Genomic DNA, 19,239 nt, shown 5'->3' with positions numbered 1-19,239 from the left:
CTGAAGCAAGCGAGACCAATGCTGGCGGCCGTTGAGCCAACGGGACGAAGGACAACGAAAAAACCCCGCAACAAGTATCGATAGGGTCCACGTGTCGCCGGTAGTCTGATCCAGCTGCGATCGGCTTTCAACTCATTCCACGCACTGTTGAAGACGTCGGCAAGCCGTAATCTCGCTTACCGCCTAGGCAACAATGCTGCCAAGCCGTGAGCCCGATGCTCCGGCCGGGCGAGGCCGTCGGCAAGGGCAGCGATGCGCCATTATAGCTCGAGCGTAAGCTCCGCCACGCCTCCCGCGAGGGCGACGAGAGCATCGGCGCGATGAGCGTCCTCAATGCCATCGGCGAGGTGGACGAGACGGTTCTGGAGGTCCGGCTCAAGCCCTGCCAGCCCGTCCCCGAAGCCCCCGTAGCGCCGCGACGCGATGTGCAGGCTGGTCGAGTCCCTCCGCGAGGCGGATGAGACCGCGCTGAGGTTTCCGCGCAAGTCCCGCCCACGCCGGCTCCGAGGCCAGATAAAGCCGTGCCGCGATGCCTTGACGCAAACCCCTCGGCGAGCTTGAAAAGAAGCTCCTGGAGATACGGCGCAACCCCTCCCACGCCTGTGCCGAGGCCGCCTCGGAGGGCCCAGGCGCGATGCTCTTGGTCCTCAAGCCCCTTGGCGAGCTTGACAAGACGTTCCTGGCGATCCAGCGCAAGCCCTCCCACGCCTGTGCCGAGGCCTTGGAGGGCGAGGCGCGATGCTCTTGATCAAGCCCCTCGGCGAAATTTGACAAGACCGAGGCCTCCAAGGCCGAGGCGCACTCCCCAGTCTCAAGTCCCTCGGCAAGGGCGACGAGACGCGGCTGGAGACGGAACGCACCCCCCACACCTGTTCCGAAGGCCCGGATGGCGGAGGCGCGATCCCAGGGCTGCTCAAGTCCCTCGGCAAGTAGGACGAGATGCTCCTGGAGATCGGCTCGAGTCCTGCCAAGCCCGGTCCGATATCCATCAGGACTAAGTTGCGCTCATCGGGGTCGCCAAGCATAGGACTAGCGCGACCAGGCCCTCCTGGTCCGCTGGGTGAGGCAAATTGAAGCTGGGCGCGAGTGATTGCATCACGCCGGGAATCATCAGCGCGGCAAAAGCGATCCGCGCCGGGCTGGCATCGCGTCAACCTCTCCCAGATAACCTGGACCGGGATGGCCGCTTGTCGCCTTTCTTGAGCCGCCGGCGGTGGCTGGCGGCGCCAGGCAGCTGTTGATTTGTCTGCGACATACTCAGCATATCGTTCGGGCTGAACCCGCTCAGCAATCTGACCGAGTTTTCCCGGACATGTCCCGTCGCCCATTTTCCGCTCGATCCGGCATGCGCGGCAAGCCTGCGGCAAGACCAAATAGAACCCGTTGATCGCCGCTCAGGCCGCTCCAGATCGCAGCGGTCATCGGTCTGCGGAAGGTCGCGACGAACCAGCGTCAGAGTTTCCTTCGCGCGAGGGAAAGGTTCCGCTCCTAGCCCTACCGCGCGATCTTGGCCATTTCGCCCTACCGACGGGTACGGCGCCAAAGTCGAAGCAGAAGGGCCGAGTCGTAGGGTGCTTACTGGAACCGATCTGAAGGGTAAGTGGCGGGCCCTTGCAAATTGCTTGCCCGCTGAACATCTGATCTGTTCGTTTGCGCGAAAGCAAATGCCCAATGTCAACAATCCGCCAATCTGTTGGGAAGGCAACAACGCTCGCCAAAAACGAGCACCTATTTTCGGCTGCGCAACTTGGCCTGGATCTTGCGGAGTGCTTTATCGCAGCACGAAAAAGATTGGTTGCAGGTGTCCCAGTCCACAACATGGCATCGTGATGTCCAAGTGCATTCGATGGCGCAGCGATAGTCATGCGAGACGAATTAGGGTCGTTTACAGGCTTTGGACCGCCGGCGTTCGAACCGTGTGCTCGTGACCGGATGCACTCTGCCGGGGTATTGGCGCAAGTCGAGGACGTAGGAGTACGGTGTCCTCATAAAAGACGAAGAGCGCCGGCCGCTCCTTGTCGCTGCGGGATTGAATGCCAGGCATTTCCTTTGAGCAGTTCTAGGACCCCGCGGCGAGACGAGCCGGGCAGGAAGGCGCATTCAACGAGAATTTCACCCCTTTATTCGCGCGCCTGGAGTGCGCCGATCAAATCTTCTCGCGAAGTACGTTGCCGCGGATCGCAAAGCAGCAGCTCGCTCGCTGTCGATTGGAGCCTATCAACATCAGAGACAAAATGGCGTCACTTTCGGCCTCTTTGAAAACACAGATGATGCCGCCACGGCCACAAGCGGCATCAGGCGCAATCTACGTCTCTTCAAACTTGTCAAGGCTATCCCATGCAACTACGCCACCTCCGCTATTTCGTGAGCATCGTCGATGCTGGGAGCTTCTGCCGGGCAGCGGCCACCATTCATGTGGCCCAGCCGGCCCTCAGCCAGCAGATCGCTGGCCTTGAAACCATGCTCGGCGCCACCCTGTTGCACCGCAGCGCACGCGGCGTTCGCCCCACTCAAGTGGGCAAGGCTTTCTATCGGGAGGCCATCTCCATTTTGCAGCGGGTAGAGCGACTGCCCGGCATCGTTCGCTCCACGGAGGGAGAGCCAGAAGGTTCGGTGCGGCTAGGCATGTCTTCGACGCTCGCCGTCTCCCTCGCCGGCCCCTTGGTGGCCGCCTGCAGGACGGCACTCCCCAAAGTGACGCTGAGCTTGGTTACCGGTGACTTTCTCCGCATCAGGCCGCTCATGGAATCGCAGGCGCTTGACGTTTGCATGGTCTTCGAGGACACACCCACACTCGGTGTTTCCCGCAAACCGCTGTTCCGCCAGCGCCTCTATCTGATCCGGCCTGCCAACGCAGAAAATTCCGCAACATCCGTGTCCCTCGAGACGCTGGCGGCAATTCCGCTTGTACTGCCAGCGCAGCCGCATACGATCCGCGAGGCGCTGGACCGGGCGTTTGGAGCGGCCGGAGTGATACCGAACTGCGTGGCAGAGGTCGACACGTTCTGCAGCGTGCTCTCCTTGGTCAAAGCCGGCGTAGCAAGTGGGATCGTTCCCAAGGGGGATTTCTCGGACATTCCAGGCTACGACGGTCTGAGGCCTGTCGTCATCGATCCGCCAATTCATCTGACAGCATGCCTCATGTCATCCGCACACATGCCGCTCACCTCCGCCGCCGAGGCGGCAAGTGCACTGCTCGCCGCGCGGGTAGAAAAGCGCTTTAGTGAAGCGCTGCCCGCCGAATGGGAGCGCGTCCCGATTTAGAAGTTGTCGAGAGGCAAGTAATCCAAGCGCTATGTCTTTGGGCACCGTTTTCAAGGCGACCGAGCGATTTTAGCCACGAACCCACGAGCTGGTTACAGCTATGGCCTGTGAGCGCTGTCCTCTTGTGGAGCGTTATGTGTGCGTCTTCTGTGTCAGGCCTATGACGCGCGCATTGCTCCGGGCAAACAGCCATTGCTCCGCCTTGGTCAAGCACAGGAGACGCGTAAAGTCGCCAGCAGCCAGCAGCTGCGGCGACGCCAACTCATGGCGGTCCTCGCCGCGCTTGCCCGGCTCGATGCGAATGGACATCCGGCTGCTATCGATTTCTGTTACCTGCATACGCGCCCCCGTGGCGCGTAAGCCCACCGCGTCTGTGGCATCAGAGCGACCGGGTTCCTCGTCGCGTTCACTGCGCCGACCACCTCAGAGGCGCTCAGCACGACCAGCAACTTGCACGGCGTCCGGGCGTATCGATCCGCTCAGGCAGATCAGATCGACCCAGCGTCACCTCAAGAAACGCAAGGCGCAAGCGGTCTGGTTCACCACGCCCCAGAGGTCCCACCGAGTGGACTAATAGGCGCATCTGGTGGACTCCTAGGCGACGCGGTCGCGGAAAAACGGTGCCGGTCCATGCTGGCCAACGCTTCTGCCGTCGCTTTGAACACTTCGGCACGATTTTTGGGGCGCTACTGCCGACAAGGCCACTCAGGGTGGATGTATGTCAGATCTCATCATAAGAATTGGAGATGATCCAATATCGACATGATATTTGCTTCTGGCCCACGTTGAGTAGATTGGATGTAAACGACAGCTCGACCATTGAGCGGATGCCCCTTCCCCGGCGAGTGGAGTGATCTCGGGATATCCGTCGCCATGACTGGAGCGATTTCATGGGGAACCCGAACGGCTTGCATCAACAGCTTGTCCGAAAAGATCGAGTCACTAGGCAGCTTGTCTATTTCAGAGATCTTCGACGCATGTGTTTTGGGCTGAGCTGTTCCATTGCGACTGTCGTCCGCATCGTTGGTCGCCGATCCGATGCGCGGATACTCGCTAGTAGGGATGCTGCGTTGGCGGCCGTCACAAACAGTGTCTGTTCCACCCCACCTGCGGGGCGGGCTACCTCGCCGCGGGCCCTCACCTTGGGGACGATGAGCGGTTCTCGCAAACGTTCAACGAGCGGAATTTCAAACAGTGTGAGTCACTCGACGACGCACCCCGCAAGGGTCTCGGCAGTAACGAGCTTGAGTCGCACAAACGCAGCAGCCAGGCGCCCGACCCGTCAACAAAGCTCCATTTCCTGGGCGGCACAACCGACCGTCTCGCGGGCTCGAGCGAACTCTTCACCATGGAGGGGCACGTGATCGATCTGCCTTGCTATAGTTCACGAGAGGCCGCCACCATTTCGCGTCTTGCAGCCCGCTTGCCGGCCGCTTTCAGCCTCGCTAGCATCAACGTGGCAGCCGTCATTCCCGATTCGACACCACCGCGTGTTCCGGCGGATTGCCGCCGCGTGATGGTACGCCTACACGGCCACGATCTCCGCATCGCGATCGACCCGATTCTCCTTCCGTCCATGGCGGTGACACACTGGCCAGACATCACGGCCCTGCCATTGGACCACGGCTTGCGGGAAATTCTGTTCGACATCGTCCTACGCAATGTGGCGATTCAGGTGGAACGATGGTGCGGTCAGCGGCCCATCTGGTCTTCTTCCGAGATCACCGAAGTGCTGCCCTACGCCATTGGGCTTGTTCGCTTGGACGGTCCAGAAAAATTCCTCGGCCTAGTAGAATTCGATGCCGGCGGACTCGAATGGATCACTTGCTGCTGCTGCGATGCGCTGCCGGTCGTGTCCGCAATCCTCGACGATCTGGCCCTCTCTCTCGATCTAAGAGTCGCTCGTTTGAACCTTACTTTGGCGGAACTACAGTCAATCGCGCCGGGCGACGTCATTTTGCTCGACGCCTCACCGGTCGCTCGTGACGGAGCGATGACCGTTCTACTGTGCCTCTTTGGCAATTCGCGATTTCGCGCCTCGATCATGGATGGCCGCCTTTCAGTCCTTTCAGCAGTGGACCACATGATGGACAATCCTGACTCTCTCCCTCCCGAAACCTTCGACAGCATTGACCTCCCGGTCGATGTGGATGTCGGACACTTGACCATGTCGCTCAAGCAGCTTCGTGAACTCGCGGTGGGCCAGGTACTAGATCTTGGTTTCGACGCTACGACCAATGTCAGTTTGCGAGTTAATGGCCGGGTGGTCGCTGCGGGCGAGTTGGTGCGCATCGCCGATCGGACAGGTGTGCGTGTCCTAGACATGCGCCTACCACGCGCCTCGTCATGAACACCGGGTTGCCCGATCCCGCTGCGATGATCGCCTTGATCGGCGCGATAGCGGTCATCCCCTTCCTTGCGATCACCGTCACGTCGTACGTCAAGCTCGTTGTCGTGTTCGGGCTGATCCGAAATGCCCTCGGCGTTCAGAACATTCCGCCGAACATGGCAATGAATGCGGTCGCCATCCTGCTCTCCGTATATATCATGCAGCCCGCGGCCAACAAGGCATTTGAAGCAGTGCGCCACAAGGAGATCGCGTTTGAAGATCTCCGTGGGCTCGTCGAAACGATACCGCTAGCTATAGAGCCCTTTCGCGATTTTCTCCTAAAGAACACGTCGCAACAGGAACGACAATTCTTCGCCAATGCGACCCGTGAATTATGGAACGAACGGGACGCCGATGCGGTAACCGATGGCGATGTCATGATTTTGATCCCGGCATTCATGACATCCGAGTTGGCGGACGCGTTCAAGATAGGTTTTCTGCTGTTCCTGCCCTTCATCGTCATCGACCTCGTCATTTCGAATATCCTGCTGGCGATGGGTATGATGATGGTTTCGCCGATGACGATCTCACTGCCCTTCAAGCTGTTCTTGTTCGTCGCTGTGAACGGATGGCAGCGCCTGATCCACGGTCTGGTCTTGTCCTATGCGGGACCATCATAATGAGTACCGCCACTCTGGCCAACATCGCCGTCGAAGCCCTGAAACTGACTCTGGTTCTGTCGATGCCCACGATCCTCGTCGCGACGGGGGTCGGGCTGGTCGTCAGCTTGGTGCAGGCCCTGACCCAAGTTCAAGAGCAGACACTTCCGTTCGCGGTGAAACTGATATGCGTGAGCCTGGTTTTGATGACAACTGGGAACTGGATCGGTCGGGAGCTGTACCAGTATACGCTAAACGTCTTCAACAATTTCGGAGCGATGTAAGGTCCGTCTCGTGTCGCTACTTGATCCGTCTCTCTTGCATACTGCCCTTATCGTCTTTGCCCTCGCGACGACGCGTACGACGGGCATGATGCTGATTATACCCATTCTGGGGCGCGGCATTGTGACCGGACTGGCGCGGAACGGCGCGATCACGGCATTGAGTCTCCCGGTAATGGCGCATGCTTGGGCAACTAGGCCTGTGAACCTCGATAGCTGGGATCTGGAGCTGATCCTGGGCCTGGGGCTGAAGGAACTCTTGCTCGGCCTCGTACTCGGCATGCCTATTGCCGCGACCATCTGGGGTGTTGAGGCGGCGGGCACCTTCATTGACAACCAGAGGGGTGCCGCGATGGTGAGCCTCTTGAATCCGGCGAGCGGCAATCATGTCTCGCCGCTTGGAACGCTGTTCGCCGAGCTCTTCGTCACATGGCTATTTGCCACCGGCGGCTTTTCCGCATTGATCGAAGCGCTCTATCGCTCCCATGAGGTCTGGCCTTTGTGGAGCTTGCATCCTGCATTCGGTCCGGCATTCGTCACGGGAGTTCTGCATCTCGCAGACGTCATCATGCTACTGACTTTACTCCTCGCCGGTCCAGCTATTGTTGTTATGTTCCTTAGCGAAATGGGTCTGGCGCTGATCGGCCGCATTGCACCGCAACTGCAGGTCTTTTTTATCGCCATGTCTGTCAAGAGTGCGGTGGCTCTCCTGGTTTTAGTCCTCTCGCTCACGATCATTCTGGCTGAGGCCGATAAACGCGTGCCATCCCCGGTCGCGATATTCAACCTCATCGCCACGTGGTTGTCATGAGCGCCGAAAAGACCGAAAAGCCTACACCCAAAAGGCTGAGCGACCTGCGCAGGAAGGGGCAGGTGGCGCACAGCAGTGAAGTCGTTTCCGCGGCACTGACCATCGCATTCTTTTCTCTGTTCTACGCCTCCTTATCCGGCATGATAGACCGGCTCGAGGCGATGATCCTGCTACCTGTACCGCTTCTCCAAGGTGATCTCCTGAGCGTCACTGAAAAGCTCCTGCAGTCCTATGTTGCCGAACTACAACGCATGCTCGCGCCCTTCATCGGCATCGTTCTGGTAATCGGCGTGGGCGGCAACATCTTACAAAATGGCCCGATGTTCACGCCCGAGACGGCCTCGCCAGCGCTGAAGAAGCTCAGTCCCAGTGAGAACGTCAAGAGGATCGTCTCGCTGAGGAATTTCATTGAATTGGGCAAATCGATCGGGAAGATTTTGATACTCGCCTCGGTTCTGCTGCTCGTGCTGCGCGAAGGGATGCATGCGCTCGTCTGGACGCCGAGTTGCGGGATATCATGCCTAAGGGCGGTGACAGGTAACCTGCTGCTCGGCATCGCCCTTTATGCTGGTTTGGGTTTTCTCACGGTGGCAATTGCGGACTTTGCGTTCCAGCGTCGGCAATTCACGAAGAAAAACATGATGTCGAAGGATGAGGCGAAGCGAGAATACAAGGAAAGCAACGGTAACCCCCTAGTCAGGGCAAAACGCAAACAACTCCATATGGAGTTGTTCGCCAAAGGCATGACCAACCGGTCGCGCAGGGGACCGTCGTGATCACCAACGATGTATGTTGCGTGGCGATTTATTACGATCGGAAGCGTACGGCCTTCCCCGTGATCAGTACCATCGGTATCGATCTGGCGCAGCATATGATCGATGATGTTGGCTACCACTATGCCAGTGAGGCGAAACAATCCGCTGCGCACGCGCTGCTGAAGGACGAGTCCAGTAGACGAATATATGCAGTCGTATCTACTCGAACCTCTCGCCAAAATTCTTCGGCTTCCCGGTAAGCTGGAGACCCGGCCCGGCGATCGGTCGTGCCATTCACTGTGTCAGCTGGCCTCCGGCACAAGATTTCTTGCGGACTGATTTGTTTGCTGAGTCCTATATGCATTTTGTATGTACTCATATCGGTTTGATATTTCTTATGCATGTCGCGACGTTATAATAGATATGGACCGATATCCCTTTGGCGCCCGAAAGGGCGTAGCCCACTGACACAGTTTGCCTCCATGGGTGCTGCCCAGAAGTTGCTTGGACATGAGCGAGCACGAAGCCTTAAATGGTGGGACACATGCGGATCCACCAAGCCGCGGAACGGCAAGTCGGCCCGCGAGGAAGCCCGTGCGCCGGCAATCTGCAGTGCACTGCCCATGGACGTTGACGGGACGCCCCAGGCGATCCGCCGTAAGATCGCACGGAGCCGAAGTAATGTCTGATGGGACAGTATTCGAAACGACCCCTTCGCGCCTTTGCTCTGATCGGATGGCGATCGAGCCGGTCCCGGTGCAGGTGGGCTCATGGCGCGGTGAAGCTGTTCGCCTGGCGGGGCCTACACACGCGACCCTCTTGGAACAGGCAAGGGAAGAGCGCACTTTTGGTTTTTCCGAGGCGATCGAGTCAAGGGCGCTAGTTGAGCGCAAAATCTCGGAGGAGCGCTTAGCGCCGTCGCTCAGCGCGGTCCATGAGATTGATGCCTATTTCGAACGTCTCCCTTATTTCGACCGTACCGAGTTGCCGGGGCTGTTGCGCGATATCCGCAGAGACGATTCTGCCTTGCAGGACATACTCCGAAAGGTTCGTCGGCGGTTCGCTGACCCCTCTTATGCCTATGCGGCACTCGATCTGGCGGCGCGAGAGTTGCGACGCGAGGGCCTCGACCAGCTTGCCATACGGACGGATGGTGCCAAGGCCCAACTCATGGCTAAGCAGGGGGTGGCTGTTCGTGCTGGCCTCAATATTTCAGTGGTAGCGACTGAAGTAGCGGCGGGTGATCAGAGGCTCGCTGCAGAGCTGCGTAATTTCTATCGGGCCACAGTCTCTAGCGATCCAGGACCGCTCCGGCTTTATAGGGACATTCTCAGTAAGTTTGGAGTCGAGGGCTTTGCTCGGCATGTCGCCTTTCTTACGCGTGCGCTCGGCGAGGACATCGCCTCGGCTGGCCCGTCGGTCGAGCCGGCTCGGCTATGGGAGATCCTCAGCGGATTATCGGCGCTGCGAGTGCTGGATACCGTGCACGAGTGCTGCCAAAAAATGGTCGAACGGATACGGCGGCGAAATATCATCGACATCACCGCTACTGGCGTGATGTGGCAATTATTGCCGCTGTTGGAGGATACCGTTCCCGGTCCGTCGAAGATCATTCCCATTCCCGAACGGCTAGGAATCCCTCTCGTTCACCTTGATATGCAGATTGCCGTACTGCGTGACTCTCGAGATCTTCTCGCGATGATTCCGGTCGGAGTCTACCGCGACTTGGACGCAAGAGAATCGACGTTGCGGGCGATACAGGAAGCGATGGACATCCGCATTGAACAGGAAGAGAGTGCATGAGCGCCCATGCTTCTATTCGGGCTTTTTGCTCGGCGATGGGACTTCCACCGCAGGCGCCCCCATTGACGCTGCGTTTTGAACGATCGGGTGATCTCCACATGGAGTGTCGCGATGGCTTTGTCGCAATGTACTTAACGCGCGCCATGCCGCTTCACCGCAAGGGGATCGCCGCGGCAGCTCTCTCAGCGGTACACCCGGATCGTACGGTGCCGCACATGGTGAACGTCGCCTTTTATGGCGAGGCGCTGCTGGTCCTGCTCATCAGCATAGCTGAGAACAGGGTTGATCTTCCAACGCTAGAAACCGCGGCGCAGGTTCTCGTACGGCTCGTCGACGAAATTGATGCCGCAGCGCGGTGACCTATGATTCGCATCAATTCCGGCAGCTTGAATTATTCTGCTCCAACGATCTCCGGATCGACGGAACTGCGGCGAACAGGCCTCGTTGCCGATGCTCGGTCGGCTTTGCAATTCGATCTGCTATACGACGCCCCCACCGTCGATGACCTGATGATGGCCGCCTTCGCGCCTCCGATCGCGAATCCCGCAATCCTCGAGTCTCCGACATTCGCCGCCACGCTCAAGGCCGCACACACATCGCTGGCCGATCTGGCTGCGCAAACGGGAGACCCAGATCGTGCCGTGCTGTGCGACGCGCTCTCGGTACTCGATCGGGCGCAATGCGACCGTTTTTTTTTGAAAACGCCTGCCGTGCTTTGATGCGAGGATAGATCTGATGACGGAACCGTTTATCAGTCCCGACAAGCGCGATGCGCTATCGGTGCTAGCGTATCTCTACATTAAATTTGGCCTTCTTCACGATGCAACCAAGCTTCTGCTCGCACTCGAGCATCTCGACTCCGCATGGGGTTGGGCACGGCATGCACGCTGTCTGGTATTGCTTCGAGCGGGAGACTGCGAGGGGGCCGCTGCCGAGGCGAGTCGGCTTCTTTTGCACGCGCTGAGCGATGAGGAGCGATTCCGGATATTGCAGGTGCGGGTCAAGGCTTATTCGAAACTGGGTCTCAGATCCGAGGCGAGAGCCTCTCAGCGAATGGCCACAATACTGCTGACACAGACGGCCGTGCCGGGTGCGTCGCGGGGACGGACAGCGTGAATTTTCCCAACAAGGTCCTGGCAGTTGCGACTGGCCGGAACGACATTATTCTGGCGGGGCTATTGGTTGCCATCGTCTTTGTGATGATCATTCCGCTGCCGCCCGTCCTGATGGATGTGCTGCAAGCTATCAATCTTGGGATTTCCGCTCTCCTGCTGATGGTGGCAGTCTATATTAAGTCACCCCTCGCTTTCGTCACCTTCCCGGCGGTGCTTTTGCTGACGACGCTGTTTCGGTTGTCCCTCGGTATCGCTGCGACACGCATGATCTTACTGCACTCAGACGCCGGCCAGATCATCAAGACTTTCGGCGATTTCGTGGTAGCTGGGAATCTCATTGTGGGCGGGGTTACTTTCTTGATCATCACCATCGTGCAGTTCGTGGTCATCACCAAGGGGTCCGAGCGCGTGGCTGAAGTCGCCGCACGCTTCTCGCTGGATGCGATGCCGGGCAAGCAAATGAGCATCGACGGCGACCTGCGTGCCGGCGGCATCGATATTCAAGAAGCCCGTCGGCGCCGCATCGCCATCGAGCGCGAGAGCCAATTATACGCCGCGATGGACGGTGCGATGAAGTTCATCAAAGGTGACGCAATCGCAGGCTTAATCAGCATCTTCGTGAACATCATAGGCGGCATTGCGATTGGTGCCCTGCAAAAGAGCATGAGCTTGAACGAAGCGCTCGAGATTTACACCATCCTGACCATCGGCGACGGGCTCGTCGGTCAGATCCCGGCTCTCTTCACCTCAATCACGGCAGGCTTCATCGTCACGAGGATAAGCGACAGGGATAAGGGCTCAGATCTCGGCAGTGAGATTGGAGACGAAGTCAAAGCCCAACCACGTGCCCTGATCGCAGGATCCTTCATCCTAATTCTGTTCTCTTTGGTACCTGGCTTTCCTACGGCAATTTTCGTGATATTGGCAGTATTGGCTGGAGGCGGTGGCTGGTTGTTGCAGCGCAGGCGGCCGCTTTCAGCGCCTTCGAGTTCCTACTCGGTCGCCGGCGTCAGGGCGCCCGTGACGGCGTCGGACGGGCCGGCTGAACGGAGCGGCGAAGGCTGCGATGCCATCACCATCACGCTCACGGTTCCTCTGATGCTCGACATTGGTCGAGACGTTCAGAGCATCGTTCGGCCAGACCGGCTGAACAAGGAGTTGGCTGCTGTGCGGCAGGCGCTGCTTCTCGATCTCGGCGTTCCCTTTCCAGGCGTTAATCTGCGTGTCAGCGACAGCAACAAGGATGGCGCGTACACGATCAATGTAAATGAAATTCCATGTGGTGAAGGATCGTTACGGGCGCAGCACCTTCTGGCTCGTGATATCCCCGAGAACCTCGACCTCGTGGGCATTCCGTATGTTCTCGATAAGCCATTCCTGCCTCAGATCGAGACCACGTGGGTGGACATCACACATCGCGAGTCGTTGCAAGCCGCCAGTATCCCATTTTTTGAACCGGTTCAGATCCTCAGCTACCACATTGGTCATGTCCTGCGTCGGCAAGCAGGTGAATTTATCGGAATCCAGGAAACAAAAATTCTACTGAATCAAGTGGAAGGATCTTTCCCGGAACTGGTAAAAGAGGTGCTGCGGACCGTTCCTCTGCAGACGATTTCTGAGATCTTGAAGCGACTGGTTTCCGAGGAGATCTCGCTGCGCAACATGCGCGCTATCCTCACCGCGCTGGTCGAATGGGGGCCGAAGGAAAAAGACACAGTTCTGCTTACTGAGCATGTGCGCTGTGCATTGAAAAGACAAATCTGTTTCCAGCATACTGTCGGCAGGACCCTATTGCCAGCCTACATTCTTACGCCGGAAGTGGAAGACACGGTGCGTAATGCCATTCGGCAGACTTCTGTGGGCAGTTATCTCGCCCTCGACCCTGGCACCACGCGGCAAATCATTGATAAGGTGAGGGATGCGATAGGTGATGTCGGCCAGCAACCGCACAAGCCTGTGCTACTGACCTCTATCGACATCCGCCGATACTTGCGCAAGATCATCGAAGTCGATCTCTACGGGCTACCCGTGCTATCCTATCAGGAACTTGCCCCCGATATCTCCGTACTGCCGCTGGCAAGGATATCGCTGTCGTGACAGGTACGAACATGGAATACGTTAGTCTCGCTAGCGATGACGCCAAGCTGAGCCTACGCGTGCTGTCCGGTCCCAACCGGGGTGCAGAGACCCCGCTTGAGGAAGGAGTCTGGCTGATCGGTGCCAGTGATACCGATGACCTCACCTTCGCTGATCCGGAACTGGCTGCCACACATCTTCGCATTAAAGTCGAGGCGGGACGCATCCATATTATTGCCTTCGCACCGGGGGTGCGCATCGGGACCAAAGACCTCCCGGTAGGTAACTTGACGGTGCTCGATCCGCCAACACCGGTACAGGTCGGGCGGACGATTTTTGGGATCGGGCCGGCCGGGAGCAGCTTTCCCGAGGCGGCCTCCATGGGAAACGGGGAGCCGGACACTTCCGCGCCGCTCGCCCCTCCCGAACTGGCGTCGACCTTGGTCGGCCGACGGATACAGCTCATGGCAGGTTCGATACCGCGGCGATTACGGCTCGGGGCGGTAGCTTGCACTCTCCTGATTATGCCCGTCGTCGTGTTTTGGGCCGCCATAGGGCGAGTTCCCCCCTCCGCCTCAGAAGTGTCTCCGGCCACTGACCCGATGAGGATCGTGCGACAAATCATTCGCGAATTAAATGTCGCTCGAAACGTCGAGATTGCCCGGGTCGATGACAAGCTGGTCATCGAAGGAGACTTCCGACCTGGAGACGATGCTGAACTACAAGTCGCCTTGAACAACGCCGGCGTTGAGGTGGAAGTGATATCCAAACCACCGACCACTCTATCGGATTCGCAGCTCATCGATCTCGTGACGACGGTCATAAGCGGCTTCGGAATCGAGGGCAGCGTCCGCGTGATCGGCGCCGGGGAGATCGCGATAACAGGATATGGGCCAAGCGATGCGGAGGTCGAAGCAGCGCTTCATCACCTGCGGCAGGACATTCCGGGGCTAACCGAAGTTGAAAACGCGATCGTGACACCCGACGGCGCTCGCGTTTTTCTAGAGACCGCGATGACGGCCCAACTGCGGCGCTCCATTCACATCTTGAAGAAGGCAGATGGCGTGCTCGTTTCGGGAGCCCTGGCTCCGATTGCTTTTGAAGCGTGGCAGAAGGTCGCTGCTCGCTTTCGGGAGAAGTTCGCACCCTACATCCGGCTTGAGACGCAGTTCACGCCGGTCATATTGCCGGTGCCCAGAGGTGTACACCTTGGCCAAACGCCGTTCATCGTTGTTGAGAATGGAACGCGCCTGAAGATCGGCGACAGTCTCGAGAGCTTGGGCCAGATTGTTGACATAGACCGAAGCGGAATTTCTGTGCGCATCGGCGCGGATGCGATGCATCTTCCTTATCCGAGCAAGCCGAAATGGATGGTGGAGGAGGAAAAAGGGTGAGCGAAGTCATAGTCATGTTTGAGTTGCAGAGACAGCTGCTAGGGGATTTCGACGGTGCAAAGAGATCCGCCCTAGAGAGGGAATTCGATACCTGCCGGCAATCGTTGAAACGTGAAATGGATGCTGGCGTTTCGAGGCAGGAATTCGAAGTTTTGGCGGCCATAGCGGACGCGATACGCGCTGCGACAGAGGTGATCAATACAATATCGATGGCTTATCGTGATAAAGAAATACCGCAACCTTGGAGATAACTATGTCACCTATTTCTGGCGACAACCTTACCGTCAGCAGTATCAGTAGCAGCCTCGGCAATGCCACTGTTGAAGCAGAAAGAAATCTTAACAGCTTCATGGCATCCATGGAACCGGACAAACCGACCGATCTTATTAGAATTCAATCCCTCGCTCAGCAATGGAGCCTGAGCCTGAATTTGGAATCCGGAATTATCAAATTGCTTTACGACGCCCTGAAGGGAGTGTCCCAGAAAATCGGCTGAACATTTGGTCAGATTACACGATCTTGCCACTTTTCTGGCCTGGCTTGCAGCAGTACTTCCATGCGTTCTCAGGTTGGTTTACGCGGATCGTCTTGTGCTAGACCGGCTACGCCTGCGCCGATCCGCTAGAGGACTTTCCACGCGCTATCTCATGGAGCGTATGCCGGATCGAGCTCGTGTCGTCGTAGACTGCGTTGAGGCACGCTATAATGACAATGACCTCTTCCTTTGAGAGACATTGCTGTCCGCTCATTAAGCGCGCATGGTTGATGCAGGCGACGGCGTTGGCGCATGTGAACGAGTCACCGAGGCCTGAGCAATCCTCGAATCCGTTGCCTTTCTCATTCAACTTGAAGTGAGCGATGGGCAGGTTTTTCATGTCTTCGATTTCCCTGCGATTCAGGTCCTCGATGACCGCGGGATGGTAACCTGATAGCCTCTCCTGACGCCGGGTGTCGAGTTTATGCAGCCACGGCCCCACCAAGCTGGTGTTGCGCTTCAGCTTGTTTTTATGCGGATCCTCGAACATCAGAGACGCGTCCAGCTTCTCGGTTTCCGCCAGTGACAGAAAACCATGTTCGGCGAGGGTTTTCATCACGACCTTCTCGGCATTTCCCCAGTGCGCTTTAGAAGCATAGACTTGCCTGAAGTTTAGGATGGCCTGGCCGGCCGCGAACTGGGCCTCTTCGCCAAGTGCACGATCCTGATCGAGCAGCGACTCGAGCGTCTCGGTGGGTGTTGTCACGTAAACCGTGCGTCAGCATTTGCGGCATAGGGACGGCGGCATGATAGCATGATAATGCCTGCCATCAGCTACAAGCGCCATCGTTTCCCGCCGCAGATCATCGCCCATGCGGTCTGGCTCTACTGCCGGTTCCCCTTGAGCCTGCGTCTGGTCGCGGAATGCTGCTGGAGCGCGCCATCGTGGTCTCCTACGAAACGATCCGCCGCTGGGGCAAGAAGTTCGGGCCCGATTATGCTCGCCGCTTGCGCCGCAAGCAGCCGAGCCGCGATGACATCTGGCACCTGGACGAAGTCGTCATCACTATTGCTGGCCGAAAACGCTGGCTATGGCGCGCCGTCGATCAGGACGGCTACGTCCAGAACCGCCGCAACACCAAGGCGGCCAAGCGATTGCTGACGCGCCTGTTGAAGAAACAGGGCGTCGCACCGAAGCGCATGATCACTGACAAGCTGCGCTCGTATGGAGCGGCCAAGCGTCAGGTGATGCCGGACGTCGAGCACCGGTCACACAAAGGATTGAACAACCGCGCCGAGAATTCCCATGTGCCGCTGCGAAAACGAGAGCGGGTGATGCAGGGCTTCCGGTCGCCAGGAAGCCTGCAGCGTTTCGTCTCGATCTTCTCGGCTCTGCGCAACCTCTTCGTTCCACCTCGCTCAAAACGCTCCGCTCTCGCCACACATATTCACCGCCTGCAGGCCATGGCGGAATGTAAAGCCGTAACCGTGGTCAGCTGACAACAGCGCCGCAGCTCTCAGCGCGTTCATGGCCAGACAACGTGACATCGCCGCCGAGAGGATCGATGACCCTGCAGATCGCGTCCGGGCCTTTCGAGCCCTCACGGGAGGCGAGTCGCCGCTTGCGGCCGAGCTAAGACCGCGTCTGAATGTCATTGCGAACGGTTTTGCCGAGCCGGAGGATCGGGCTCGGCCCCTGGCAGCGCTGTTGCCCACTCGGCAATAATCAATGTGAGGCAATGCGCGTCAGCGCCAAACGCGGTCCATTCAAGAGATCGTTCAAGTGGCCCGTCATTTGCTGGGTGATCTCGGATGAAGACCATCCGGCACATCCGGCTTGCGCCGGTCACAAACCCAAAGGTGAGAGAAATCATGAGGGATTTTGGCGTGCGAGGTAAGGCGCCCATGCCTATTGCCTTGGAAGCTGACATCACAAACGATTCTCCAGCCGAGCCGGTTCTTGAAGTTGAAGGACCGGGCCAATCATCCACTTCTGTGGTGGAGCAGACGCACTTTGAGCCGCAAGCGGCGAGCGGCGCTTCCTCCTCTCGTCGCAGGCAGCACACCAGCAGTCTCCTTTCTCTCCCACAGAACGCGCTCAGTAACATTGCCGACAGGCTCAGGCCAGTGGATGTGCTGAGCTTGGCGTCGTCGAGCCGTGAGCTGCAAACTGCCGTCCAGCAAACTCCGCTCGCTGAAATAAGGCGCCGGACGGCTAGGCGGGTTCAGGCCATCTGGAACGGATTGATCAGATATGACGTCGATAATCCCTTTGCCGCGCTGATGTATCCCGGCGTGACCGAGTCACTCGCGCCGAATTTCGATTGCCTCACCAGGGCGCAGCAGGGGCGTCTTGTCGCGTTCATCGAGGGGCAGCTTGGCCCGGAACGGAACTCGGTCCTGAACGGCATCGGAGCGAACTTGGCAGGATTAATGCCCGAGCTCCAGGAGCGCCTAGTCGCGCTGGTCGAGGGGTTACAAGACCCCGAGCATCGCGGCTTGGCCTTGCAGGCCCTCGGAGGTGGCGCACCAGCAGTTGCAGCTGAGCTACAGGAGCGTCTCGTCACGGTCGCCGAGGGACTCGACGGGTACGATCGCTCTTTGGGCGTATGGGGCCTCGGACTCGGCGTGGGACGGCTCTCGCCCGAGTTTCAGGAGCGTCTCGTTGCCCTCGCCGAGGGACTTCATGAAGCTGAGGATCGCGTCTACGCCCTGCGGGGCATCACACTAGCAGGACTTCGCCCCGACCTGCAGCAGCGCCTGTTCGTCCTCGCCAACAGCATCAACGAAGCCGAGCAGCGCGTTTGGGGACTTGCGGCATTCGCACAGGAAGTGGCGTCGCTTGCGCCCGCCCTTCAGCAGGAACTTGTCCGCCTCGCGGAGGGCCTCGGAGAACAAGATCGCGCTTCGGTCCTCAGGGGTTTCGGAGCGGGCGTGGCGTCGCTTGCGCCCGCCCTTCAGCAGGAAGTTGTCCGCCTCGCGGAGCGCCTCGGAGAGCAAAATCGCGCTTCGGTCCTGAGGGATTTCGGAGCGGGCGTGGCAGGGCTTGAGCCGAACCTCCAGAAGCGTCTTGTGGCCATTGCCGAACGGCTGGCATCGGCTGCAGACCGCGCCTCGGCTTTGGAGGGCCTCGGAACCGGCATGGCTAGGCTTGCGGTTGAGGTCCAGGAGCGTCTCGTCGCGCTCGTCGAGCGGCTCGACCAGACCGAACGCGCTGCGGCTCTGCAGGCCCTCGGGGCGGATCTGGGACGGCTTGCCTCCGAGCTCCAGGAGCGTCTCCTCTCAGTTGCCGAGGGAATCCATCACCGTGCAGATCGCGTCCGGGCCTATCGAGCCCTCACGGGAGGCGTGTCGCCGCTTGCGGCCGAGCTAACACCGCGCCTGACTGCTTTTGCGAACAGTCTTGCCGACCCGGAGTATTGGGCTCGCGTCCTGGCAGCGATGCTGCCCACTCGGGAACAATCAAAGTGAGGCAATGCGCGTCAGCGCCAAACGGATCCTATCAACAAGTGGCCCGTCATTTGCTGGGTGATCTCGGACGAATACCATTCGGCACATCCGGCTTTCGCCTGTCACAAACGAAGTGAGGGAACTCATGAGGGATTTTGACGTGCGAGGTAAGGCGAGACCCGTGCCGGCCGACAGGGACGTATCGCCGACCATCTCACTCGGCTCGACTTCGTCGTGTTCGATGAACTCGGCTATCTTCCCTTCGCCCAGGCCGGCGGGCAGTTGCTCTTCCATCTCGTCTCCAAGCTCTACGAGCGCACCAGCGTCATCATCACCACCAATCTCGCCTTCGGCGAATGGCCGAGCGTCTTCGGTGACCCAAGCAGAGCAGGATGCCCCCGTCATTGATTGGCTGGTGTCTCACATCACGGTGGTTGACCCTCGACACGCGCTCTGTGGACAGCGGTTTGAGGTGGCATCACTTCGGTCGGGGCGCGGACCTGCCTTTGTTGTCATCCGCCTGCCGGATGGGCGGTTACGCAATATCCGCCGATCAGCTACGGATTTGTCGCGCGCTATCGATGATGATGATGAACATCGTGGCGCGACTGAAAAGTTAATATCCGTTCGGACTTTGCTTCCTTTAGTGTATTATGCGCGAATCACCTTTAGTAACTCAATAGAGAGTTGCGATGGTTGCTCATGCTTTGGCGCATCGGATTGCCGTGTCTCTACCGGAGACCAGTGTTCCACTAGTACGGATCAAGCCAGATACGCCCAGCCTTTGGAACAATCTCCCACCAGTATCTCAGCACCAAGTCGCGCAG

At 58.6% G+C, this 19,239-nt stretch carries 17 protein-coding genes and 2 pseudogenes; 17 read left to right on the top strand and 2 right to left on the bottom strand.

From position 1 onward, the window contains the following. The first annotated feature begins 2,337 nt into the window (after window positions 1–2,337). Window positions 2,338–3,264: a LysR substrate-binding domain-containing protein gene (locus RPG13_RS32375; RefSeq protein WP_337126913.1), complete on the top strand. Its 927-nt coding sequence runs from the start codon at window positions 2,338–2,340 to the stop codon at window positions 3,262–3,264. 132 nt (window positions 3,265–3,396) lie between these two features. On the opposite strand, the gene RPG13_RS32370 is transcribed toward RPG13_RS32375, so the two are convergent. After that, the gene (locus tag RPG13_RS32370; RefSeq protein WP_337126912.1) at window positions 3,397–3,573 is read right to left on the bottom strand and encodes a hypothetical protein; all 177 of its coding nucleotides are present in this window, start codon (window positions 3,571–3,573) and stop codon (window positions 3,397–3,399) included. 1,051 nt (window positions 3,574–4,624) lie between these two features. Between RPG13_RS32370 and sctQ the strand changes: the two genes are divergently transcribed. From sctQ to RPG13_RS32305, 13 genes are all read left to right on the top strand, one after another. Beyond that, a complete protein-coding gene (gene sctQ, locus RPG13_RS32365) occupies window positions 4,625–5,614 on the top strand; it encodes a type III secretion system cytoplasmic ring protein SctQ (RefSeq protein ID WP_164759446.1) in 990 nt (329 codons plus the stop codon). After that, the gene (gene sctR, locus RPG13_RS32360; protein ID WP_127208145.1) at window positions 5,611–6,273 is read left to right on the top strand and encodes a type III secretion system export apparatus subunit SctR; all 663 of its coding nucleotides are present in this window, start codon (window positions 5,611–5,613) and stop codon (window positions 6,271–6,273) included. The genes sctQ and sctR overlap by 4 nt, the downstream gene beginning before the upstream one ends. Beyond that, window positions 6,273–6,536 (top strand): type III secretion system export apparatus subunit SctS, encoded by a 264-nt coding sequence (sctS, locus tag RPG13_RS32355; RefSeq protein ID WP_127208144.1) that lies wholly within the window; start codon window positions 6,273–6,275, stop codon window positions 6,534–6,536. The genes sctR and sctS overlap by 1 nt, the downstream gene beginning before the upstream one ends. Before the next feature lie 34 nt (window positions 6,537–6,570). Continuing rightward, a complete protein-coding gene (gene sctT / locus RPG13_RS32350) occupies window positions 6,571–7,344 on the top strand; it encodes a type III secretion system export apparatus subunit SctT (RefSeq protein ID WP_337126911.1) in 774 nt (257 codons plus the stop codon). Continuing rightward, entirely contained in the window at window positions 7,341–8,120 is a 780-nt protein-coding gene (locus RPG13_RS32345; protein WP_337126910.1) for an EscU/YscU/HrcU family type III secretion system export apparatus switch protein, read from the top strand. The genes sctT and RPG13_RS32345 overlap by 4 nt, the downstream gene beginning before the upstream one ends. Then, window positions 8,117–8,359, top strand: coding sequence for a hypothetical protein (locus RPG13_RS32340; RefSeq protein WP_127208141.1), 243 nt, complete (start codon window positions 8,117–8,119; stop codon window positions 8,357–8,359). The genes RPG13_RS32345 and RPG13_RS32340 overlap by 4 nt, the downstream gene beginning before the upstream one ends. Window positions 8,360–8,780: 421 nt before the next feature. Next, window positions 8,781–9,902, top strand: coding sequence for a type III secretion system gatekeeper subunit SctW (gene sctW, locus RPG13_RS32335; RefSeq protein ID WP_337126909.1), 1,122 nt, complete (start codon window positions 8,781–8,783; stop codon window positions 9,900–9,902). Beyond that, window positions 9,899–10,261, top strand: a complete 363-nt coding sequence (locus RPG13_RS32330; RefSeq protein ID WP_337126908.1) for a hypothetical protein — start codon at window positions 9,899–9,901, stop codon at window positions 10,259–10,261. Before sctW ends, RPG13_RS32330 begins: the two co-directional genes overlap by 4 nt. 3 nt (window positions 10,262–10,264) lie before the next feature. Then, window positions 10,265–10,621 carry a hypothetical protein gene (locus RPG13_RS32325; protein WP_128248182.1) on the top strand — a complete coding sequence of 119 codons (357 nt, stop codon included), beginning with the start codon at window positions 10,265–10,267 and terminating at the stop codon, window positions 10,619–10,621. Between the two features lie 393 nt (window positions 10,622–11,014). Beyond that, window positions 11,015–13,114 carry a type III secretion system export apparatus subunit SctV gene (gene sctV, locus RPG13_RS32320; protein WP_127208137.1) on the top strand — a complete coding sequence of 700 codons (2,100 nt, stop codon included), beginning with the start codon at window positions 11,015–11,017 and terminating at the stop codon, window positions 13,112–13,114. Then, the gene (gene sctD, locus RPG13_RS32315) at window positions 13,111–14,487 is read left to right on the top strand and encodes a type III secretion system inner membrane ring subunit SctD (RefSeq protein WP_337126907.1); all 1,377 of its coding nucleotides are present in this window, start codon (window positions 13,111–13,113) and stop codon (window positions 14,485–14,487) included. The genes sctV and sctD overlap by 4 nt, the downstream gene beginning before the upstream one ends. Then, a complete protein-coding gene (locus RPG13_RS32310; RefSeq protein WP_164759444.1) occupies window positions 14,484–14,738 on the top strand; it encodes an EscE/YscE/SsaE family type III secretion system needle protein co-chaperone in 255 nt (84 codons plus the stop codon). The genes sctD and RPG13_RS32310 overlap by 4 nt, the downstream gene beginning before the upstream one ends. Before the next feature lie 2 nt (window positions 14,739–14,740). Continuing rightward, the gene (locus tag RPG13_RS32305; protein WP_127208134.1) at window positions 14,741–14,983 is read left to right on the top strand and encodes an EscF/YscF/HrpA family type III secretion system needle major subunit; all 243 of its coding nucleotides are present in this window, start codon (window positions 14,741–14,743) and stop codon (window positions 14,981–14,983) included. 106 nt (window positions 14,984–15,089) lie between these two features. Here RPG13_RS32305 and RPG13_RS32300 read toward each other — a convergent pair whose 3' ends face one another. Beyond that, window positions 15,090–15,728 carry a hypothetical protein gene (locus RPG13_RS32300; protein ID WP_337126906.1) on the bottom strand — a complete coding sequence of 213 codons (639 nt, stop codon included), beginning with the start codon at window positions 15,726–15,728 and terminating at the stop codon, window positions 15,090–15,092. Window positions 15,729–15,782: 54 nt separating this feature from the next. Between RPG13_RS32300 and RPG13_RS32295 the strand changes: the two are divergent. The 3 genes and pseudogenes from RPG13_RS32295 to RPG13_RS32285 form a co-directional block, all read left to right on the top strand. Then, window positions 15,783–16,462, top strand: a pseudogene (locus RPG13_RS32295) (IS6 family transposase). A 312-nt stretch (window positions 16,463–16,774) separates the two neighbouring features. Then, on the top strand, window positions 16,775–18,433 hold the full coding sequence (locus RPG13_RS32290) for a hypothetical protein (RefSeq protein ID WP_337126905.1): 1,659 nt from the start codon (window positions 16,775–16,777) through the stop codon (window positions 18,431–18,433). A gap of 153 nt (window positions 18,434–18,586) precedes the next feature. Continuing rightward, window positions 18,587–18,851, top strand: a pseudogene (locus RPG13_RS32285) (ATP-binding protein); the annotation flags it as partial. Between the last annotated feature and the right edge of the window lie 388 nt (window positions 18,852–19,239).

The organism is Mesorhizobium sp. ISC15 (genome assembly GCF_037162615.1).
GTDB classification, from domain to species: domain Bacteria; phylum Pseudomonadota; class Alphaproteobacteria; order Rhizobiales; family Rhizobiaceae; genus Mesorhizobium; species Mesorhizobium mediterraneum.
This window is presented reverse-complemented; position numbering and strand designations above follow the sequence as displayed.